This is a genomic window from Halomonas sp. DP4Y7-1, from assembly GCF_019800705.1.
GTDB lineage: Bacteria > Pseudomonadota > Gammaproteobacteria > Pseudomonadales > Halomonadaceae > Halomonas > Halomonas litopenaei_A.
Genome location: NZ_JAHVKS010000002.1, coordinates 440,376 through 461,364, shown reverse-complemented (window position 1 = coordinate 461,364; position 20,989 = coordinate 440,376). Strand labels below are relative to the sequence as shown.

The 20,989-nt window shown below is 64.3% G+C and carries 17 protein-coding genes; 9 read left to right on the top strand and 8 right to left on the bottom strand.

Annotation, left to right across the window (positions count from 1 at the left end; all coding sequences use genetic code 11):
• The first annotated feature begins 47 nt into the window (after positions 1-47).
• On the top strand, positions 48-1,052 hold the full coding sequence (locus KUV72_RS05600; protein WP_261317357.1) for a GlxA family transcriptional regulator: 1,005 nt from the start codon (positions 48-50) through the stop codon (positions 1,050-1,052).
• Here the strand turns inward: KUV72_RS05600 and KUV72_RS05595 are convergent.
• Positions 1,023-1,679, bottom strand: a complete 657-nt coding sequence (locus KUV72_RS05595) for a class I SAM-dependent methyltransferase (RefSeq protein ID WP_222237704.1) — start codon at positions 1,677-1,679, stop codon at positions 1,023-1,025. The genes KUV72_RS05600 and KUV72_RS05595 overlap by 30 nt on opposite strands.
• A gap of 275 nt (positions 1,680-1,954) precedes the next feature.
• Here KUV72_RS05595 and KUV72_RS05590 point away from each other — a divergent pair, with 275 nt between their 5' ends.
• From KUV72_RS05590 to astB, 6 genes are all read left to right on the top strand, one after another.
• Positions 1,955-3,169 carry an aspartate aminotransferase family protein gene (locus KUV72_RS05590; protein ID WP_222237703.1) on the top strand — a complete coding sequence of 405 codons (1,215 nt, stop codon included), beginning with the start codon at positions 1,955-1,957 and terminating at the stop codon, positions 3,167-3,169.
• Between the two features lie 62 nt (positions 3,170-3,231).
• The gene (locus KUV72_RS05585) at positions 3,232-4,302 is read left to right on the top strand and encodes an arginine N-succinyltransferase (RefSeq protein WP_206941495.1); all 1,071 of its coding nucleotides are present in this window, start codon (positions 3,232-3,234) and stop codon (positions 4,300-4,302) included.
• Complete coding sequence (gene astA, locus KUV72_RS05580; RefSeq protein WP_206941494.1) at positions 4,302-5,345, top strand: arginine N-succinyltransferase; 1,044 nt, start codon at positions 4,302-4,304, stop codon at positions 5,343-5,345. The genes KUV72_RS05585 and astA overlap by 1 nt, the downstream gene beginning before the upstream one ends.
• Complete coding sequence (gene astD, locus KUV72_RS05575; RefSeq protein ID WP_222237702.1) at positions 5,345-6,814, top strand: succinylglutamate-semialdehyde dehydrogenase; 1,470 nt, start codon at positions 5,345-5,347, stop codon at positions 6,812-6,814. Before astA ends, astD begins: the two co-directional genes overlap by 1 nt.
• On the top strand, positions 6,814-6,966 hold the full coding sequence (locus KUV72_RS05570; RefSeq protein ID WP_222237701.1) for a hypothetical protein: 153 nt from the start codon (positions 6,814-6,816) through the stop codon (positions 6,964-6,966). The genes astD and KUV72_RS05570 overlap by 1 nt, the downstream gene beginning before the upstream one ends.
• A 5-nt stretch (positions 6,967-6,971) precedes the next feature.
• Positions 6,972-8,327: an N-succinylarginine dihydrolase gene (gene astB, locus KUV72_RS05565; protein ID WP_222237700.1), complete on the top strand. Its 1,356-nt coding sequence runs from the start codon at positions 6,972-6,974 to the stop codon at positions 8,325-8,327.
• Between the two features lie 178 nt (positions 8,328-8,505).
• Here the strand turns inward: astB and KUV72_RS05560 are convergent, their stop codons facing one another.
• The 5 genes from KUV72_RS05560 to KUV72_RS05540 all read right to left on the bottom strand — a co-directional run bounded on the left by KUV72_RS05560 (position 8,506) and on the right by KUV72_RS05540 (position 16,488).
• The gene (locus tag KUV72_RS05560; protein WP_222237699.1) at positions 8,506-9,483 is read right to left on the bottom strand and encodes a DUF4434 domain-containing protein; all 978 of its coding nucleotides are present in this window, start codon (positions 9,481-9,483) and stop codon (positions 8,506-8,508) included.
• A gap of 36 nt (positions 9,484-9,519) precedes the next feature.
• Complete coding sequence (locus KUV72_RS05555) at positions 9,520-12,570, bottom strand: NfrA family protein (protein ID WP_222237698.1); 3,051 nt, start codon at positions 12,568-12,570, stop codon at positions 9,520-9,522.
• Positions 12,571-12,638: 68 nt separating this feature from the next.
• Entirely contained in the window at positions 12,639-14,837 is a 2,199-nt protein-coding gene (locus KUV72_RS05550; protein WP_222237697.1) for a glycosyl transferase family protein, read from the bottom strand.
• The gene (gene wecB / locus KUV72_RS05545) at positions 14,830-15,987 is read right to left on the bottom strand and encodes a non-hydrolyzing UDP-N-acetylglucosamine 2-epimerase (protein ID WP_206941486.1); all 1,158 of its coding nucleotides are present in this window, start codon (positions 15,985-15,987) and stop codon (positions 14,830-14,832) included. The genes KUV72_RS05550 and wecB overlap by 8 nt, the downstream gene beginning before the upstream one ends.
• Before the next feature lie 219 nt (positions 15,988-16,206).
• Entirely contained in the window at positions 16,207-16,488 is a 282-nt protein-coding gene (locus KUV72_RS05540) for a hypothetical protein (RefSeq protein ID WP_222237696.1), read from the bottom strand.
• Between the two features lie 95 nt (positions 16,489-16,583).
• Here KUV72_RS05540 and KUV72_RS05535 point away from each other — a divergent pair, with 95 nt between their 5' ends.
• Positions 16,584-17,519: a DUF808 domain-containing protein gene (locus KUV72_RS05535; protein WP_222237695.1), complete on the top strand. Its 936-nt coding sequence runs from the start codon at positions 16,584-16,586 to the stop codon at positions 17,517-17,519.
• Positions 17,520-17,639: 120 nt separating this feature from the next.
• Here the strand turns inward: KUV72_RS05535 and KUV72_RS05530 are convergent, their stop codons facing one another.
• Positions 17,640-18,998: a PepSY-associated TM helix domain-containing protein gene (locus KUV72_RS05530; protein ID WP_222237694.1), complete on the bottom strand. Its 1,359-nt coding sequence runs from the start codon at positions 18,996-18,998 to the stop codon at positions 17,640-17,642.
• 68 nt (positions 18,999-19,066) lie between these two features.
• Positions 19,067-19,495 carry a DUF2946 domain-containing protein gene (locus KUV72_RS05525; RefSeq protein WP_222237693.1) on the bottom strand — a complete coding sequence of 143 codons (429 nt, stop codon included), beginning with the start codon at positions 19,493-19,495 and terminating at the stop codon, positions 19,067-19,069.
• 180 nt (positions 19,496-19,675) lie between these two features.
• On the opposite strand from KUV72_RS05525, the gene zapE reads away from it, so the two are divergent.
• The gene (gene zapE, locus KUV72_RS05520) at positions 19,676-20,890 is read left to right on the top strand and encodes a cell division protein ZapE (RefSeq protein ID WP_222237692.1); all 1,215 of its coding nucleotides are present in this window, start codon (positions 19,676-19,678) and stop codon (positions 20,888-20,890) included.
• Positions 20,891-20,989: the final 99 nt, after the last annotated feature.

Below are 20,989 nucleotides of genomic sequence, written 5' to 3'. Positions count from 1 at the left end.
CATCTGTGACCGAGCCATATGACAAGAGGGGGGGGCCAGGGAGAATGATGGAAACTCGTGCTGCAGGTGATGGCCCCCTTCGAGTGAGTATCGTGTTGGTACCTGGGATGGTGCCCCTCGACCTCGTGGGGCCATGGCAGGTGTTACGCAGTGCATCGATCAGGCAACCCTTTGAGATCGACTTCATCGGGCCCCGTTCTCAGTTTGACTGGATGGGGCCGCTATCGTTGTCGGGTATAGCGCCGCTGCCCGACTCCCTGGGGGATTGCCACCTGCTTTTGGTGCCTGGCCAGTATCGCGCCGCCATGGAAGCCGATGCTCAGGATGAGGTGGTGGGGTGGCTGCGGTCAGTGGCGCCCCAGGCTCGTGCCGTGATGAGCGTGTGTTCGGGTACGCTACTGTTGGCCCAGGCAGGCTTGCTGGAGGGGCGCCGTTGTACCACCCATCATCAACTTCTCGACAGACTGCGGTGTCTGGCACCCAGGGCACTCGTTCAGCAGGACTGCATATTCACCGAGGACCGTGGGCTGTTTACCAGCGCTGGCATCTCCACCGGGATCGATACGATGTTGCATTGGCTGACGCGAGTCGTCGGACACGACATCGTGGTAACGGTGGCGAGGGATATGGTGCTGTATCTTCGTCGTAGCGGCCAGGAACCCCAGCTGGGGGTGTGGCTGACGGGGAGAAATCATGTCGATCAGCGTATCCACCGGCTTCAGGATCGCATCGCTGCTGCCCCGGCTGATACATGGTCCATGTCGCTTATGGCCAGGGAGTCCGCCATGGGAGAGCGCCACCTGCGGCGCCGCTTCGTCGAGCTGACCGGCATGAGCGCACTGGACTATCTGGCCAGAATTCGCCTTCAGCTGGCCCGCCAGCTGATGCAGGAATCATCGCTTAGCCTCGCAGCCATTGCCGAAAAGGTGGGCGTGTCGGACGAACACCAGCTCAGGCGCCTATGGCAGCGCTTCGAAGCGGGTACGCCGGCGCAGTGGCGCCGTCAATGGCAGCGTGACAGCTCATCGCAGGACGCCTGCCGGGTCTGTTGATGATGTGGGTGGCGCCTTGCAGGCCAGCAGGGCGCGAAATACCTTGCCCATCAGGACCGCAGTGTCCTGTTCAATGACGAAGCCTGCCTTTGTCAGCAGAGGTGCGGCCTGGCGGGTAATATCGGTGGCGATGGTCGTGGTCGCCAGGTTGAGGCTGCGTCGCAGCATCCCGGAAGGCCGCTCGTCGTCCTGGAACTTGTCCATGATGCACAGCTGTCCATCGCCGCCCAGCACGCGATAGGCCTCGGCCAGCCCCCTGTCCGGTTGCGGCATGACCGCCAGAATCAGGTGCATCACCACCACATCGAAATAGCCATCCGGGTAATCCAGCTGCTCGGCGTCCATTGCTCGTGCTTCCACATCCACCCCAAGGTGATTGGCCCTGACCTTGAGTCGCTTGACCATGGCGGGGCACAGGTCACTGGCGTGCACCTCGATATCTCGTGGTAGCCACGGCAGGTCGAGCCCGGTGCCCGCACCCACCAGCAATACCCGCATGCCGGATTGCCAGCGCACCTGGGCCAGTGCCTGACGGCGCGGCCGGCGAAAGGCTCTTTCGGCGACCACGTCATACACAGGCGCATACAGCGAGTAGCGCCAACGATTCCAGCGAGTGGTGTTGATCATGAGGATTCACTGAGTAGTGGAAGACTGGCTGTCTACAGACTAGACGAGGCGCTGGGCCGAAGCATGCAGAAGAAACGCGGCTGTGGGTTGTCGAGGGTGACGGTGCTGCGCGGACGTGGCTGTGCTTTGTGAAAAAGCCGGTCCCATTGCTGAAAGCCTTCCTGCGATGGCGTCCCTATACTCGAGTGATCGATTGATTGCATGTTTTGCGATTTCGCGCATTACATGCTCAGCCGTCTCGCGACGGCAACCACCCATGACAGCGGAGATCACCGATGAGCCACACCCCGAGCCGTGCCGACTTTGATCAGTACATGGTGCCCAACTACGCGCCCCAGAAGGTCATCCCGGTGCGCGGCGAGGGCAGCCGCCTGTGGGACCAGGAGGGGCGTGAGTACATCGACTTTGCCGGCGGTATCGCGGTCAACTCTCTCGGTCACTGCCACCCGGTGCTGGTGGATGCGCTCAAGGCTCAGGCTGACAAGCTGTGGCATCTGTCCAACGTCTATACCAACGAACCGGCGCTCGAGCTGTCCCGGGAGCTGGTCGAGCGCACCTTTGCCGACAAGGTATACCTGTGTTCGTCCGGTGGCGAGGCCAACGAAGCGGCCTTCAAGCTGGCGCGTCGCTGGGCCCATGACACCCACGGCGAGCACAAGGACAAGATCATTTCCTTCCGCCAGTCCTTTCATGGACGCACCCTGTTCACCGTCAGCGTAGGTGGCCAGCCCAAGTACTCGCAGGGGTTTGGTCCGGTCCCGGGCGGCATCCTGCATGCGGAGTTCAACAACCTGGACAGCGTCCGCGAGCTGGTAGGGGATGACACCTGTGCCATCGTGGTCGAGCCGATGCAGGGTGAAGGCGGTGTCGTTCCGGCCACTCAGGAATTCCTGCAGGGACTCCGCGATCTGTGTGACCAGCATGATGCGCTGCTGGTATTTGATGAAGTGCAGACTGGCGTGGGTCGCTCGGGCTCTCTCTATGCCTACATGGATTACGGTATCACCCCCGATATCCTGACCAGCGCCAAGAGCCTGGGCGGTGGTTTTCCCGTGGGCGCCATGCTGACGACCGATCGCGTGGCCCCGGTGCTGGTGCTGGGCACCCACGGCTCGACCTATGGCGGTAACGCGTTGGCGTCTGCCGTGGCCCTGGCCGCGATCCGCCACATCGATACGCCGGAGGTGCTCGGTGGCGTCGCCAAGCGTCATGAGCTGTTCCGCGAGCACCTCGAAGCCATCAACCGCAAGCACGGCGTGTTCAAGGAAGTGCGCGGCATGGGGCTGCTGATCGGTGCCGAGATGGCGCCGGACTACGAAGGCCGTGCCAAGGACATCCTGCCGCTGGCCATTGAAGAGGGCCTGATGGCCTTGATCGCCGGACCTAATGTGCTGCGCATGGCGCCGTCACTGGTGATCCCCGAGGCAGACATCGTCGAGGGCCTCGAGCGCCTGGAGCGTGCCATCGCTCGTCTGGTGAGCGCATCGTGAGCAGGCCCCTGCCACAGACTATGTCATCGGATCTTGAGCAAGCTGCGACAGGAGGGCATCCCATGTTGGCTGTTCGCCCTGTGCGGCCTGGTGACCTGCCGGCGCTGGAGCGCCTGGCAGGCAGCGCCCAGCCGCGCCTGACCAATCTGCCGGCCCACCGCGATCGTCTTGAGGAGCGCATTGCGCGCTCCCAGCGGGCCTTCGCGTCGGAGGTCGAAGTGCCGGGAGACGAGCACTACACCTTCGTACTCGAAGACCAGGAACGTGGCGACGTCGTGGGCACGGCCACCATTCGTGCCCTGGCCGGCGCTAATGAGGCCTATTACACCTATCGCCAGGAGACGCTGATTCATGCCTCGCAGCAGCTCAATGTGAGGCGTGAGGTGCAGACCTTGGCGCTGTCCCACGAAGTGTCCGATGCCAGCCTGCTGTGTGCCCTGTCGCTGGACCCGCGCTACAAGGGCACCAGCGCGGAGAGCCTGCTCCGGCGTGCCAGGCTGATGTTCATTGCCCAGTACCCGGAGCGGTTCGCCGACGTGCTGGCGATGGCCTTCCCCGGCTATCTCGACGAGGACGGTGCGTCGCCGTTCTGGAACAGCGTGGGCCGGCATTTTTTCGTGCGCGACTATCACGAGATTAACTATATCGCCGGCGTGCGCTCCAAGAGCTTCATCGCTGAGGTGATGCCACAGTTCCCGCTTTACCTGGCCATGCTGACGCCCAAGGCTCGCGCGGCCATCGGTCGCGAGCATCCCGCCCATGAAGACGCGCTCGAGGAAATGCTGGCCGAAGGCTTCCTGCGCTCCCGCCATGTGGACCTGTTCGATGCAGGTCCCGTGATCAAGGGGGATCGTGCTCGGCTGGAGAGTTTTCGGCGCGCGGCCTGGCACCCGGTGCGCATTCGTCCCGAGCACACCCTTCCCGACGCCGAGCCGGCCATGGTGGCCAATCAGCGCCTGGATGGCTTCTGCTGCACGGTGGCCCGTTACGCGCTGTCTCCCACAGGTCAGCTGATGCTGTCACCGGCCCATGCCGAGCTGCTGGGGGTGGAAGAAGGTCGTGCGGTACTGGCCGCGCCCCTGGCGTTGTCGGCTGATGGCCTCGATCCGGGATATGACGAGGGAGAGCTGTAATGCGCATGCGTCCGATCAAGGAAGGGGACCTGGACGAGCTCCAGGCGCTGGCCCGGGAGACCGGCGTCGGCTTCACCTCCCTGCCCGATAATCGCGAGTTCCTGGCCGCCAAGATCGCCTCTGCCAGCAGCGCCTTCAATGAGCAGACCCCGGTGGATCAGCGGCTCTATTTCTTTGTCCTGGAGGACGAAGAGAGCGGTCGCCTGGCCGGTTGCTGTGCCATCGAGGGCCAGGTGGGACGCGAGGTACCGTTCTATCACTATCGCGTCGGCACCCTGGCGCACTCCTCCAAGCAGCTCGACCTGCATCGCACCGTCGATACGCTGTTTCTGAGCTCTGATCACACCGGCGACGCCGAGGTGGCGTCACTGTTTCTGCGCCCCGAGTTCAGGGGCGCGGACCGCCGCCATCAGCGCAACGGTGCGCTGCTGTCGATGATGCGCTGGCTGTTCATGGCGGAGTTTCGCGATCGCTTTCCGGAAAAGGTCCTGGCCGAGATGCGCGGACGCTTCGACGACAACGGTCGCAGTGCTTTCTGGGAGTGCCTGGGCGCCAACTTTTTCCCGATGGACTTCGATGAAGCGGATCGCTTGACCGGTCTGGGTCAGAAGAGCTTTATCGGCGAACTGATGCCCAAGTTTCCGATCTACACCCCCTTCCTGTCCGAACAGGCGCGTGCCTGCATCGGTCAGGTCCACGAACATACGCGACCAGCGCTGGCGATGCTCAAGAAGCAGGGACTGCGCTGGGAAGGCTATATCGACATCTTCGACGGGGGGCCCACCGTCGAGGCCTATATCGACGACGTCAAGGGCGTTCGGCTGTCCCGCCATGTGCGGGTGGAAGTCGATCCTGATGCTGTCAGCAGCGAACGTCCCCAGTGGCTGGCGGCCACCACGTCCATGGCCGACTTCCGCGCCGCCTGGGTCGGACGAGGGCCCGACGACGCCGGCATCCTGGTACTCAATGACAACGAAGCACGCAGGCTGGAGGTCAGCTCCGGCGATACCTTGCGTGTGCTGAATTCCGACGAGGAGGCGTGATGCAACCCACCCAACAATTGCTCATCGACGGTCAGTGGGTGTCTGGTGATGCAGAGACCTTCAGCAAGCGTGATCCCATCAGCGGAGCGACGCTGTGGCAGGGTGCCGCGGCCAGCGCCGAACAGGTGGAGCAAGCGGTGGCCAGCGCCAGGCGCGCCTTCGCTGCCTGGGCCAGAACGCCATTGGCCGAGCGTGAGGCGCTGGTCGAGCGTTTCCGTGGCGTGCTGGAAAACCATCGTGAAGATCTGGCCGCCAGCATTGCCCACGAGACCGGCAAGCCGATCTGGGAGGCACGCACCGAAGTTGGCGCCATGATCGGCAAGGTGGCGCTGTCCATCCGCGCCCGTGAGGAGCGCACCGGTGAGCGCGAGCGTGACCTGGGAGATGCACGCGCCGTGCTGCGCCATCGTCCCCATGGTGTGATGGCGGTGTTTGGTCCCTACAACTTTCCCGGCCACCTGCCCAATGGCCATATCGTGCCCGCCTTGCTGGCAGGCAACACGGTGGTCTTCAAGCCCAGCGAGCAGACGCCGCTGACCGCCGATCTGACCTTGAAATGCTGGCTTGAAGCGGGCCTTCCCGCTGGGGTCATCAATCTCGTGCAGGGCGCTGCCCCGGTGGGACAGGCGTTGTCGGCGGCCGCCGGCATCGACGGCCTGCTGTTTACGGGGAGTGCCAAGGTCGGCGGGCTGCTGCATCAGCAGTTTGCCGGCCAGATGGGCAAGGTGCTGGCGCTGGAGCTGGGCGGCAACAACCCGCTGGTGGTGAAGGATGTGCCGGATGAGGACGCCGCCGTGCTGACCATCTTGCAGTCCGCGTTTCTGTCCGGCGGTCAGCGGTGTACCTGTGCCCGTCGTCTGATCGTGCCTGAAGGAAGCGCTGGGGACAGCTTGCTGGCGGCATTGACGGAGGCCATGGGACGGTTGCGGGTGGCACAGCCCTTCGCTGAAGACGCGCCTTTCTACGGCGGTCTGGTCAGCGTAGCGGCCGCCGAGGGACTGCTGGCGGCCCAGGCGGATCTGGAAGCACGAGGTGGCACGGTGCTGGCACGGATGCGTCAGCTCGAGGAGGGCACCAGTTTGCTGTCTCCGGGGCTGGTGGACGTGACCGGCGTCGAGGTGCCCGATGAAGAGCACTTCGGGCCGCTGCTCAAGGTCTATCGCTACCGCGACTGGGATGAGGCCATCGTCCTGGCCAATGACACGCGCTACGGGCTTTCTGCCGGCCTGATCGGCGGCGAGCGCAGCGACTGGGACGACTTCCTGCTGCGCATCCGCGCTGGCATCGTCAACTGGAACCGCCAGACGACGGGAGCGTCCGGGGATGCACCGTTTGGCGGGGTCGGCGACAGCGGTAACCATCGTCCCAGTGCGTTCTACGCTGCCGACTACTGCGCCTACCCGGTCGCTTCAGTGGAGAGTGAAGCGCTGAACCTGCCCGATAAGCTGCCGCCGGGGGTGAGCCTGTGATGACGCTATCAGCAGTGACGCTGGTCGACGCGACAACGCGCCCAGCGCGCTCTTTATCTGACGCCGCCGACTACTGCGCCTACCCGGTCGCTTCAGTCGAGAGTGAAGCGCTGAACCTGCCCGATAAGCTGCCGCCGGGGGTGAGCCTGTGAAGGATATGAGTCAACAAGACGTGGTCGAGGTCAACTTTGACGGCCTCGTCGGCCCGACCCATAACTATTCCGGCCTGGCCCACGGCAATGTGGCGTCCATGTCCCACGGGGGTCTGGTGTCCAATCCCCGTGAGGCTGCGTTGCAGGGTCTGGCCAAGATGAAGGCCCTGAAAGACGCTGGCTACGCCCAGGGCGTATTGCCGCCGCAGCAGCGCCCGGACCTGGGCGCGCTGCGCTCGCTGGGGTTCACCGGTGACAACGCCGAGGTGCTGGCCCAGGCGGCGGAGCAGGCCCCGCAATTGCTGCGCGCGGTCTGCTCTGCCTCCAGCATGTGGACGGCCAACGCCGGTACGGTGACGCCCAGCGGTGACGCTGCGGATGGGCGCGTGCACTTTACCCCGGCCAACCTGCAGTCCAGCTTCCATCGCTTTCTGGAGCCGGAAACCACCGCACGGGTGCTGGCCGCAATCTTCGCCGACCCGACCCGCTTTGCCCATCACCCGGTACTGCCGGCGACCCCGGCGTTTTCCGATGAAGGGGCGGCCAATCACACCAGGCTGTGTGGCGAACACGGCGAGCCGGGTGTGCATCTGTTCGTGTATGGGCGCCAGGCTTTCGGCGGTGATGGGGTCGAACCCAGCCGCTTCCCTGCCCGCCAGACCCTGGAGGCCAGCCAGGCCATCGCCCGCCAGCACGGTCTGGGCGACCATCAGGTGGTCTATGCCCAGCAGCACCCTGATGCCATCGATGCAGGGGTCTTTCACAACGATGTGATTGCCGTGGGCAATGGCCCGGTGCTGCTGTACCACGAGCTGGCGTTCCGCGATGAACAGGGCACCCTGGACGCGCTACGTGACAAGATGTCGACGCCCTTGATTCCCGTGCGTGTACCGCTGGAGGCGGTTAGCCTGGAAGATGCCGTCGCGTCGTACCTGTTCAATTCCCAGCTGCTGTCCAACGACGATGGCAGCATGACTCTGGTCGTGCCAGGCGAATGCCAGGAGCGGGAAGCGGTATGGCGCTGCATCCAGGATCATCTGCTGGCGGGCAACAACCCCATCAGTGAAGTGGTGGTCAAGGACGTCAAGCAGAGCATGCGCAATGGCGGAGGTCCTGCGTGTCTGAGGCTGCGCGTTGTGCTGAGCCAAGCCGAGCGCTCAGCGCTGACCGGTCGCGTGCTGCTCGACGATGCGTTGTACGAAGACCTGGTGGCCTGGGTCAAGCGCCACTACCGCGAGCGGCTGGCCCCGGAGGATCTGGCCGATCCACGGCTTGCCGAAGAGACGCTGGCAGCTCTGGACGAACTGACCTCCCTCCTTGAGCTGGGGCCGGTGTATCCCTTCCAGGGAGCAGCCGGCTAAGGCGCGATCGGCTTAAATGAGCGTGCGTGTCTTGTTGGCTGCTCTAGATCGATCGGATGTTTCGACCCTACCTTCCGGTAGGGTCTTCTTTAATATCGCTACTGGCTGAGCCGCTACCGTGTGTCAGGGGCCCGCCCACGAGCGACCACACGAAGCATCGAAGGCTTTCTTCAAGGCCTTAAAGAAGATCCTGGGCCCAGGGCATATAGCGCAGCGAAAACACGGCGTCAGGGTGGCAGTCCCGTGCCGGACGACGGGGCGGCGTGGGAATCGCGTGGAAGGGTTCGGTAGCACCACTGGTGCGTGAAAAGGCTTCACGCACGATACCGACACGACAGCTCAAGGCATGGCGGTAGTCGCTGCGCACAAGGGGGTCGAGATTGCGCGTGCCTTCATCATCCTGCCACCAGACCTGCCATCCACTGTCACTGATCGCTTCGGCCCAGGCGGTATAGACCTGTGGGGTGACAAAGCCGCCGCTGAACATGCTCAAGTGAAGCGGGCCGGCCAAGGCCGTGCTGGCGCTGGCCAGCTGTGACACCAGCTCATCGCGCACGCCAGGGTCACGAAACAGCCAGTCGTCGAGCTCTTGCGGCAGATACCAGCCCACCGGGGTCAACGGCCACTGCTGCAGAATCGCTTGCTGCTGTGCGGCGGACCTTGCCAGCAGCTGATACCAGTAGTGGGCAAAGCGAGCGTTGTCCGGCAGCGTATCGTAGTAGGCCGGGTCCTGGTGCAAACCGAGGATCAGCTCGAGCCCCTGGCGCTCTGCTTCCACCAGGGCGTCGGCCAGCCAACCTTCGGCACCGCCGAAGGTATCGTCGCCATAGCGGGTCCACTGCACGATCAGCGTATCGACGCCATGATCGGCGGCCTGTTGCCATAACGTTTGCCAGCGCTCGCGGGTCAGCAGCTCATCGTGATTCTGGGGCTGATAGAACAGGATAGGAGTGGAGTAGGCGCTGGCATGGGCTGCGGCATGGTTTGTGGCATAGCCGACCAAATCGTCTGCGGGAGCGCTGGCGACACCGCTTAGCGGGCTTGTCAGCAGCACGGCGGCGATCACCACAGAGTGCCCGGCTCGTGCCTTGGCGCGTGGGCGTGCAGGGTGGGCGATCGACGCTAGCGGCTCAGCGACTGTGGCAACAAAGGACATGGCAGGTACTCCCATGATCAAGGGCGAGGCCTCGTGTTACAGGCTCCATTCCAGGTGAATCATCCAGCCGTCCCGGCCATCGTAGAGGTTGCCGCCCAGGGACTGCTGATACTCCGTCGAGACGCTGAGTTTCCGGCGAAAGGCGTTGTAGTGATCCTCGTCGTACCACAGCTCCCAGCGCAGGCCCGCTGCGACCCGCACATCCTCGTCCCAGCCATCGGTGTCATGGCTGGTGGCCTGGAGGCTGGCGTAGGGCATCAGGGTCTGAGCGCTGTCGGTCGGCAGCTTGAGGGTGTAGCCCTGGCGGTAACGACTGAACAGTTGCACGTCGCCGCGCTGGGTCCACCAGGCACCGTCCAGATAGAGCGAGCGTTCGTGCCAATGGTCCTCGGTAGGCCGCCATTCATTGCTGTAGCCACCCTGGTCGAGCAAGGAGCCGCTGGCGCGCAGCAGCAGGTCGATGTCCGTATGCTGGTCATCGTTTTTCTGGGACTCGGCAAACACCTCGGCGTAGAGATTGATGTTGTGACGGGCTAGCGGCTTGGCCCGCAGGCCCATGCCCAGAGAGCGGCCTCGCCCATAGTCATCCCGGTCATCGCCGCCGAAGATAGTGCGCACGTAGCCCGCCAGCTGGCGCCCCTGACTGAGCGGATCGTGGCCAAGGGCATGATCCCACTGCAGGATCTGGGTGTTGATATCGTGGCCGCTGGCGCTGTCATCCTCGCTATCGCTGCGGATACCGGGTGTCGGGCTCGCCGGAGACCAGCTTGAGGACAGGGTGATGCGGTCGCGCCGGGTCAGGCTTTCGTGCTGGCGGCGCTGGCGATAGCGGCGTTCAGCCATGCGCTCGGCGCTATCGTCTCCCACCCTAAGGTCCAGGGGCTGCAGATCGATGGCCTGCTCAAGGCGGGTTAGCGCGCGGGCGTTGTCGCCGACGGCAGCGTACAGATCCCCCAGGGTGCTCGCGCTGACGATATCCTCGGGATAGGCGTGGCGTGCACGTTCCAGCAGAGGTATCGCCTGTTGGCGCGATATCTGGGTGTCGCTGGATGCCAATGTCAGCCCCAGTTCCCGTGCGAGTCTTGGTGAATCCGGCGCTGCGGCCTGGGCCTGCTCAAGCCAGCGGCGGGCGAGGACATCGTCGCCGGCCTGTTGGGCGAGCTGGCTGGCACCTTCGAAAGTGGCCGAATCCGCAGGCGCTGCCTGGCTGATGGCATCTGTGGCGAGGGCCAGTGATGTCGGTGGCTCGCCGTTGGCCAGGGCAATGCGCGCCCCGAGCAGGCTATGCTCGGCGCTGGCGCTGCTGGCATTCCACCAGCGCCAGGCCTCCTCGGTGTCACCGCTGGCCAGCGCGCTGCGAGCGCCGGCAAGGCGATCTTGCTGTTCCAGCAGGTTGACCTCGACCGCCTGCCATTCGCGCCAGGCGGCGGAGGGGTCGCCAGCGGCAAACAGGGCATAGGCAAGCCGCTTGCGCGCCTGGCTGACGTCGCCGATGGGGGCCTGCTGCTCCAGGCGCTGCGCCAGCGCGCGTTGAAAATAGCGGGCGGCCTGGCCCGGTCTATCTCGCGAGCAGATGCCCAGTGGCCCCCAGGGAGGGGGCTGTGAGTCGGCGAACTCTCTGACCAGAGCGCAGCGATCCTGGCGCGCAAGCTGTTCGAGCAGCCCCTCCCGCACCATGCTGCCAAGACGTGGCTGCTGGATCAGGATGGCCAGGGTGCCGTCGGGTATCTTGGCGGTGTCTTCGCGGTACAGGAAGGCCAGGCGATCGAGGGCTTGGGGTGAAAGCCGGTCAGGGGCGGCGAGCAGGGCCTGCTGCAGGATCTGCCTGGCCGCCAGGGGGTGATCCGAGGACAGGTACAGGTAGCTTGCCTGGTCCAGCGAGCGGGTTTCGCCGCTCAGCAGATAGTGGCGTTCCCACAGCTCGGCGGCGGCGAGTGGGCGCGACAAGCGCTGGGTCAGTTCGGCGCGCTCGCGAAGGGTGGCAGCGGTCTGGGGTTGTCGCTGCAGTAGCGCCAGTGCCTTGGTCAGATGGCCGTCGGCACGATAGCGATCCAGTAACACTGCGTCCTGGCGCGCCTGCCACTGCCGGGGGAGTGTTATGGTCTCCAGCAGGGCGATGGCGTCTAGCCGATCGGCCAGTACCAGCCAGCTTTCTGGATTGTCGGCGGGGTCGCACTCGGCGAAGGTCGCCAGGGCGTCGGGGTCGCCTTGATGGGAAAGCCAGTCGACCAGCGTCAGACAATCCATGTCGTGACGAAGTGCCAGCTCCCTGACCTTGGCGGTGTCGCCCAGTGCCAAGGACGTCTGCAGCAGCTTGTCCTCGTCGCTGGGCAGTAGCTGGCCGCTGTCTTCGAGGGTCTTGAGCCAGCGTTGGGCGGGCTCCGGATAGCCCAGGGCAATGGCACGATCCGCTCCCGCCTTGAGCACGAACCGCCGAATATCACCATCGGGCAGGGCCGCCACCATGGCGTTGACGCCCTTCTCGTTGTCGGACTGGACCATGGCAATCGCCAGGCGTCGCCAGTCGTCTTCTTCCAGCACGTTTTCCAGCGCGTGGGGCACCAGGGCATCGATCACCTGATCCCAGTCCTGGACCCGCTCTGCCAGGGTGGCGCGATAGCGGTCCAGCGCCAGGCCGTCGTCCTTGGCCTGGACGGAGCGCAGCCAGGCAAGCGCCTCCGGGGCCCCGCGGGTGGCGCGCAGGTAGTCCCCCCGGGTACGCCATAGCTCGCTGCGTGCCGCGCCGGAAGTCTCGGCCAGCCACTGGTCGACCTGGTCGGCGCTGGCATGGCCGTCGGCGATCCAGTCGCGGCGCAGCGCATTGATCTGCACCGCGGCCAGGTTGGCATCCAGCGCCCCTAGCGCCGCCACGGCGCCGTCCAGGTTGCCTTGTTTTTCCAGCGCCTGTGACAGCAGGCGATATGCCTCGATATTGCCAGGCACCTGTCCGATCAGATGCTCCATCAGTCGCTGTACTTCGGCCCAGTCCCTGGCTTCTGCGGCGCGGTAGGCCCGGTCGAGGTAGGGGTAGCTGCGAAACTCGTCAAACTCGCTGAGTGCCTGGGCCTGGTGGCAGACGATCAACACTATGCCAAGCCACCAAGGGCGCCTCAGACATCGGCTCAGTCGGTTGCTTGACCGCTTTATCTGGGGGTTCACGCGGGGGCCTCCACGACGGCCGCCATGGCAGCGCGACGATGCTGCTGCTGCAGGGCCAGCGCGCGTGCCAGGGTGGTGTCATCGATCATCTTGCGAGCGATCAGGAAGTCGCCGAGGCGGCTCTGCTCAGGGTCGAAGTCGATCATGGCCTGGCCGAACAGAGTCGGCGCAATCAGCTCGTGTTCCAGCAGCAGCTCGCCGAGCATGGGCTGGTGACAACAGAAGGCATCCAGCCGCGCGTTACCGTCGGGAGTCGCCTCGTCCCATTGCTGGAGACTGGCTTGGGTGTCCTCATCGAGACCTCCCAGGTACCAGTGGCGCAGGCCCAGCGAGACTCTTCCCACCGCGGCCAGACGCTGGACCACCGGGCGCTGCAGTCGTCGGCTGATGGCGCCAAGGGCGACCGGGCTCAACACCGTTTCGGTGGCCAGGATCAGCTGCTGGTCCTGCTCGCCGATGGCCAGCACGGCGTAGCGGATGGCGACATGGGAAGGCAGTACCTCGACCAGTGCAGCGGGTACCTTGAGCGGATGCAACGCGGTCGTTTCCAGGCCGCGATAGCGGGCCTGGACTTCGGCCAGGGCCATTCCCGGCAGCTGTCCGCGGATGACCAGTTCACGCGCCAGTCGACGTGGTCCGACCTCCTTCAGGGTAGCCGCCAGCGTAGCGTCAGCGATCAGCTCCGCTTCCAGCAGAAGCGTCTGCAGCGACACCTGCTGGGCGCCATCGATATGGGGAAAGTCGTGGGTGGTCTTGTCCCAGGCAAAGGTGCGGTGACGTGCGCGGGTGAAGAACAGCTTCCAGGCCCGAACGTTGGCCAGGAAGTTGACCACGTTGCTCCACAGCATGCGGGGAAAGGACAGCAGGCCTTGGCGCCAGCCGTAGTAGATCTTGACGAAGTAGAACCGCTGGAAGGCACGGTTGGCCAGCAACACGCCGTTGATGGACAGCAGTACCTCCAGCAGGGAGCCGCCGACGATGGACTGAAAGCGCCAGGCGTCCTCCACCAGGGCGGCGTAGAGCCATAGACCGAACATGATCAGCAGCAACAGCGTCGCCACCAACGCCAGCGGGTAGGCGATCAGGCCGCGACGGTCGCGCCAGAGGAAGTAGTTGAGGCGCCAGTTGGTACGGCTCCAGCCCAGATGCTGATAGCCCTGGAAGACGATGCCGGTGATCCAGCGGGACTTCTGGCGAACCACCGCCGACAGGGCGGTGGGAAAGTGCTCGCGCACACAGATCACCTTGCTTTCTCGCAGCGACTGCCCCGGCGCATGCTCGCGCCGGGGTGACAGGTCGTCGCGCTCGATGCTGTAGCGAACGAAGATGCAGGAAAGGCCGCTCTCGTGCAGGCGAAAGCCGATGTCGTAGTCTTCGGTCAGGCTCCAGATGTCGAAGGTGATGCCATCGTTGAGCTCTCTCAAGCGTGCCAAGGCGCGGCGACTGAAGCAGGTGCCGACGCCAGCGCTGGGGACCTGACCGCACATGGCCTCCCTGATCAGTACATCCTTGCCGTGATACTCGGAGAATTCGTCGATGTAGTGGCCCCCGGACAGCTGATACCAGCGGGGCCTGAACGGATAGACCGGCACCTGGATCAAGTCCTTGGCCGGCAGCAGATAGTTGAACAGCCTGAGTTCCATCGGCGAGATCACATCCTCGGCATCGTGCAGGATGCAGCCGGCAAACTCGATACCGGCCGCCTGCTCGAAGCGCGCGATGGCTTCGATCACGTTGTTGAGACAATCTGCCTTGCTGGTGGGGCCCGGGCGCACCGTGACCACCTTGTGGACGTTCGAGAAAGTCTGGCAGACCACGTCGACTTCGGCCTGGGTGTCCGGATCGTTGGGATAGGTGCCGACGAAGATCTGGTAGTTTTCGTAGTCCATCGTGCTGGCCATCAGCTGAGCCATCTGGCCGACCACGCCGACTTCCTGCCAGGCGGGGACCATCACCGCCAGCGGCTTCTCGCGGGCCTGATACAGCCGCTCCTCATCGGCGTAGGGCACCTTGCGATAGATGGACCAGTAGCGCCAGCTGCGCCGCGTCCAGTAGACGATGTCGAGAAACAGGTCATCGATCCCCAGCGCCAGCATCATCAGGCACAGGGTGATGGCAACGTACTTCAGCGCGAACAGGGCGTGCAGCGAGGCATCGAGCAACCACAGCGTCAGATCGGGCGGTAGTTCAGCCATGCCTGGCCTCGACATCTGCCCGACGCGACAGCAGCCAGGACTCCATGTCGCGGACGATCTTGTCGGCGGCGTCGCCTTGTCCATAGGGATTGGGGATCTGGGCGATCCGCTGGCGCTCCTCAGGAGTGTCGAGCAGGCGCGAGGCAACGGCCACAATGGCGTCGCTGGCACTGCCGGTCAGCATGACGGTCCCGGCATCGAGGGCGTCGATGCGCTCGGTATGTTCGCGCATGACCAGTACCGGTACTCCCAGGGCGGGAGCTTCCTCCTGAAGTCCGCCAGAGTCGGTCAGGATCAGGGTGGCGCCCCCCATCAACCAGACGAAGTCGCGATAGTCCTGGGGGGGAGTCAGGTGCACGTTGGGCAGATTGGCCAATTCACGCTCGGCCACGTCCTTGATGGCGGGGTTCAGGTGCACTGGATAGACGAAGTCGGTATCGGGATAGCGCCCGGCCAGCTCAGCGATGGCCTGGCAGATGGTGCGAATGCCTTCACCATGATTTTCTCGGCGATGCCCGGTAATCAGCACCCGCCGGGCGCCGGGGCGTAGTCGTGCCAAGGGACTGTCCGGCCACGGCCGATAGCCGTGGGCATCGAGACTGTCCTTCATCCACATCAGGGCATCGATCACGGTATTGCCGGTGACCAGAATGCTGCCTGGCGCCACCTGTTCGCGCAGCAGGTTGTCCCTGGCGGACGGGGTTGGCGCGTAATGGCGGCGGGCGATACGCGCCACCATGCTGCGATAGGCCTCTTCTGGCCAGGGTGAGTCGATGTTGCCGGTGCGCAGCCCGGCCTCGACGTGAGCCACCGGCACTTTGCGCTGAAAGGCAGCCAGACTGGCCGCGAAGCAGGTGGCGGTGTCGCCATGCACCATCACCAGATCGGGCATCACCTCGGCCATGACGCTGTCCAGCCGTCCCAGCAAGGCCTGCATCAGGCCATTGAGCGTCTGAGAGGGGGTCATGACCGCCAGGTTGCTGTCTGGCACAAGGTCAAACAGCGACAGTGCCTGGTCGAGCATTTCGTCGTGCTGACCGCTGGCGCAAAGATGCAGGGAGAGGATGGCGGAAGAGTGGATCGCCAGGGCGACCGGGGCCATCTTGATGGCCTCGGGGCGAGTACCGACAACGAGCATGACTACGGGCATGGGGCTGTCCAGCCGGAGATACCCACCATGAGGGGGTACCCACAATGAAGGGTCCGGGCGTGAGAGCTGGCTCACGTCAACGAACGTTCATTTTTTCTCGTGCAAGGCGGCGGGTCCCTACCTCAAGTGGGTAGTAGTGGTGAGGTCTTTCGAGGTGGTCGCTATGCAGGAGCAGGGCTTGGTGATGGCTGGCTCCCGCAGCCTAGGTAATGCGGCGACTCAAGGCTCGATGCGAGGGAGCGGCTGTGCTTCAGCAAGAAAGTTGAGCACCTTGCGCTCGCTCATCTCGCAGGGTTTCAGGCGCCACTCTGACCCGGTCAGGTAGGCATTCAAGCTGACCATGTCAGTACCGCCGAGTTGCTGGGCCAGCAGCTTGAGCGAGCGCCCCGCGTTGTAGATCTTGAGCGTCACGCCATAGCGCTGGCCGCGAAACAGTGCGTCGCTGTAGCCCACGGGCAGGCGCCCTAGCAGCGTGGCGAGATCGGCAGTGGTTGCTGACATGGCACAGGGCTCCCGGGCGATTGCTGCAGCGCAAGAGAAGATCAACGGTTATGCTGAGGCTATTCACCATACCCCACGCCAAGGAGGGAGCCCCAGTGGCAGGAAGCAGTCTGTTAACCCTGATCGATGATATCGCCACCCTGCTCGACGACGTTTCGGTGATGACCAAGGTGGCGGCCAAGAAGACCGCCGGAGTGCTGGGGGATGATCTTGCCCTTAATGCTCAGCAGGTGACCGGTGTCGCCGCCAAGCGCGAGTTGCCGGTGGTCTGGGCGGTCGCCAAGGGCTCGTTGCTCAACAAGTGTTTTCTGATACCGGGGGCGCTGTTGATCAGCGCCTTTGTCCCTTGGCTGGTGACGGTGTTGCTGATGCTGGGTGGCGCCTTTCTGTGCTTTGAAGGCGCAGAGAAGCTGGCGCACAAGTTTCTGCACAAGAAGGATGACCAGCATGAGCACGACGCTCGCCTTGCCGCCCTGGCCGACAATGATGTGGACATGCAGGCGTTCGAGCGAGACAAGATAAAAGGCGCGATTCGCACGGACTTCATCTTGTCGGCGGAGATCATCGTGATCGCCCTGGGGACGGTGACGGCGGCTCCTCTCACTCAGCAGATAGCCGTGCTGATCGCCATTGGGCTGCTGATTACCGTAGGGGTCTATGGCCTGGTGGCAGGTCTGGTCAAGCTCGATGACCTGGGCCTGCACCTCACCAAGAGTGACAGTGGTCTGGCTCAGACGCTCGGCAAGGGACTATTGCGCGGTGCTCCTCTGCTGATGAAGGGGCTATCGATCTTTGGCACCCTGGCCATGTTCCTGGTCGGTGGCGGTATTCTGGCTCACGGTGTACCGATGGTGGGCCACTGGATCGAGGGCCTGGCCGAGACCGACGTTGCCCTGCCGGGAGTCGATGCGATTCTCCACGGGCTGGTGCCCATGCTGGGCAATGGGCTGTTCGGGCTGGCGGTGGGCGCCGTGCTGGTCGCCGTGTGGACGGGGTTGCAGCGATTGCGCGGCAAGCAGCAGACCCACTGAGGAAACACTGCATCAATGCCTGCGCCTCATGACGCTGGGCTGGCGTATCCAGCGCTTGCCTGAGTGGTGGCATGGTAAACCATGAAAAAGGGCGACCCGCGGGTCGCCCTTGTGCTTGCTTCAGGCGTTGGCGCGTTGTCGGGCGAAGCGCAGTGAGCGCACGGCGTCTACGGCGAGAAACAGCACCAGACTCGCTCCCATGACGGGCAGCGCCAGACCGAGCAGCACGCCGGTGACGATCACCAGGGCCATGGCGGGCAGGGGCAGCGCCAGCAGCGCCGGCCACAAGGTCTGGCCGTTGCTGGCCGAGGGACGCCGCCACCACATGGCGTATCCCCAGGCCACCATGGTCATGATGCCGATGCCCAGGGCCGCCAGCAGCAGCTGGTTCGGCAGCCCGAAAAGGATGCCCATATGGCCGTCAATGCCCCAGCGGGTCAGCTTGGCGGCGAGCGGGTAGTCACTGAAGCTGACCTGATCCAGCACCGTGAAGCGTGACGGATGCACCGCCACCTCATCGACCTGTGAAGGCCAGCTGCGATCAATCTCCCGCACCTTCCAGGCCTGATTCGGGCCCGGCACCAGCAGTTCGATCTTGCCGGCGTCCAGCCCTGCCTCTCTGGCGGTGGCTTCGACAATGTCGAAGTCTGCCAAGCGCTCGGCAGCGCCGGCCTGTGCCATGCCATGATCCGCGTGGGCGTCGGCTTGGTGTAACGCGTGCCCGTCCAAGGACTGTGACACCCTTGGGGTGCCCCAACCGGCCGCCTTGAGGACCGTGAAGAAGTTGTCACCGGCGTGCTTCGACCAGGTCATGCCGGTCGCCGACAGTGCCAGCAGGCCGATCAGCAGAAACAGGCCCAGCAGGCTATGGCGACGACGGGTGCGCAAGCGGCGGGCGGTCGCGGACTGTTTGCCTGGATCCACCTTGGGCGATGGGGTCAGCGCCCAGATGGCGAGGCCAGCGAGGGCAGCCAGCCACATCCAGGAGGCGGCCAGTTCGCTGTACAGGCGGCCGGGATCTCCCTGCATCAGGCTACGGTGGATCTGATCGATGATCCGGCGCAGGGGCAGGACACCGCTGGTGCCGTAGACCGTCATGTCGCCACGCACCTCGAGACTATGCGGGTCGATAAAGATAGCGCGGTGTTCACTGGCACCGAGCAGCGGGTCGGCAAACATCACCCGCGTCGTGGTACCCGGCTCCGGTGCGGGGCGAACCGCACTGGGAGTCGTATCGACCCCCAGATAGTCCTGAGCCGCGGCAACCTGGCGGGACAGCAGGGTAGGTGTGCCAGAGGACGACGAGGTGGACAGTGCTTCCTTGTAGAGCACCTGCTCCAGGGCCGGAGTGAGCGCATAGAGCGTGCCCGTCAGCGCCGCAAAGAAGATGAAGGGGCCGACCAGCAGGCCGATATAGAAGTGCAGCCGAATGACCAGCGTCTTGAGCGCCGGTCCAGCATGGGTGGTTCGCGTTGTCATGGTCGTTCTCGTGAAATCCGGTGGAGGCCGTGACAGGCAGCCATGGCCAGGAGAGGGCGATGCCTCGTTCAGCGGACGGAACGACCGGGAGGGGCGCGTGGTGTCGGCAGCGTGAATCGCTGCAGCAGCGGCAGGAATACCCTGAGCGTCGACGGGCCAGGTGGGGCGCGGGGGGCGGCGCCGGCGAGTGCCGTCACCGCTATTATCGACAGCGCTGGCACCTGAGCGAACAGCACGCAATAACCGCAAGCGGCGAGATGATGATGGCCCGCATCCAGTGATGTGCTCTCGGTCTGGACCGAGGTTTCGTCCGACGTCAGTGCGCCACCATGGGCATGATGGTGATGGTGCAAAGAGACCGCGGGAGGCTCCAGCAGTCGCTGCAGCTGACTGGCCAAGGGGCCGACGAACAGCATCAGCATGGCGGCCACGGCCAACAGGCAGATCCGACGCTGGAAGCGTGGCGATAATCGGAGCCTGTGAGGTGTGGATGACATGGTCGCTAGCCTGAAGATCGACGCGGGAACAGTGACGCGCCACTATAGTCCAGCTGGGCTTGCATTCCCATCGGGAACCCTCGCCCTTTGGGAGTAGCGGAACGCGGCCGGAATCGAGATAGCCAATACCTGGCTGAAGGCACCACGTGGCGCCAGGTCCACGGCAAGGGAGGACAGGACATGGAGAGGGTCGCACCCTCCTGCCAGAAGGCGCTGGCGGGGGCCTCGTCTGCTGCAGAAGGCGTATCGCCACTGGCTGAAGACTACGCGAGATGGGTCGATACCGGTCAGATCGTTGCCGATGCCGCTCAGACTCGGGCGATCGCCTCCCTCGATCAACTGCTCAAGGCGTTGCGGGACGAACAGCCTGCACGGGGCTGCTATCTGTGGGGGCCGGTGGGCCGCGGCAAGACCTGGCTGATGGATCAGTTTGTCGAGCGCTGTCCGGTGCCAGCCAGACGCTGGCATTTTCATCACTTCATGCGCTGGGTGCACCAGCGCCAGTTTCAACTGAGGGGCCAGCCAGACCCGTTGACACTGCTGGCCGATGAACTGGCGGCACAGGTGCGGGTGCTGTGCCTCGATGAGGTATACGTCGACGACATTGCGGATGCGATTCTATTGGGAGGGGTGATCGAGCGCCTGTTGGCGCGGCGTCTGGTGATGGTGGCAACGTCCAATCAGCCGCCGTCGGGACTCTACCCCGGCGGTTTCAATCGAGAGCGACTGCTGCCAGCCATCGCGACCATGGAGGCGCATCTCGAGGTGATGGAGCTCGATGGTGGTCAGGACCATCGCCACCACCCAGGGGCGCCCCATCAACGCTATTTTGTGCGTCAGCCGGGAGAAAGCAGCGTGTTGCCGCAGCATTTTTTGGCACTTGCCGGCGAGCACGCACGTTCCTGCTCGCTGGAGCTGCGCGGACGAGCGCTGTGCCTTCGTGGGGCCGCCCAGCGGGTGCTGTACGGGGATTTCGCGCAGCTGTGTGAGGCGCCATTATCGGCACTGGACTTTATCGAACTATGCGACCGCTTCGGTGTGCTGCTGCTGGGCGCCGTGCCCTGTCTGGCTACCGAGCAAGAGCCTGAACCTGAGCAAGCGCCATTCGCGGGTTCCCCGTCTACCCGGCCGCGCGCCCTGGCTCGCGGTACCGAAGATGCCTGCGAGCAGGTATCGGCAGGGGAGCGTGAGCTGCCACCCTTGAGCATCAAGGACGACAGCGTGCGGCGCTTCATTGCGCTGGTGGACGAGTGCTATGACCGACGTGTGCCGCTGGTCATCGAGGCAGCCGTGCCGATGCCATCACTGTACTCCCACGGTTACCTGTCCTTTGCGTTTCAGCGTACGCTAAGCCGGCTTGGGGAAATGCAGCTTGAGCGCTTTGCGCATCGATAGTGGGCGAGGCGCCGGGGCCGAGTGAATCCCCAGGGCGGCACGCATCATGTTTTTCGTCACGGGCCCCGGCCCCCAGGGCGGGCCAGGGACATGACACAC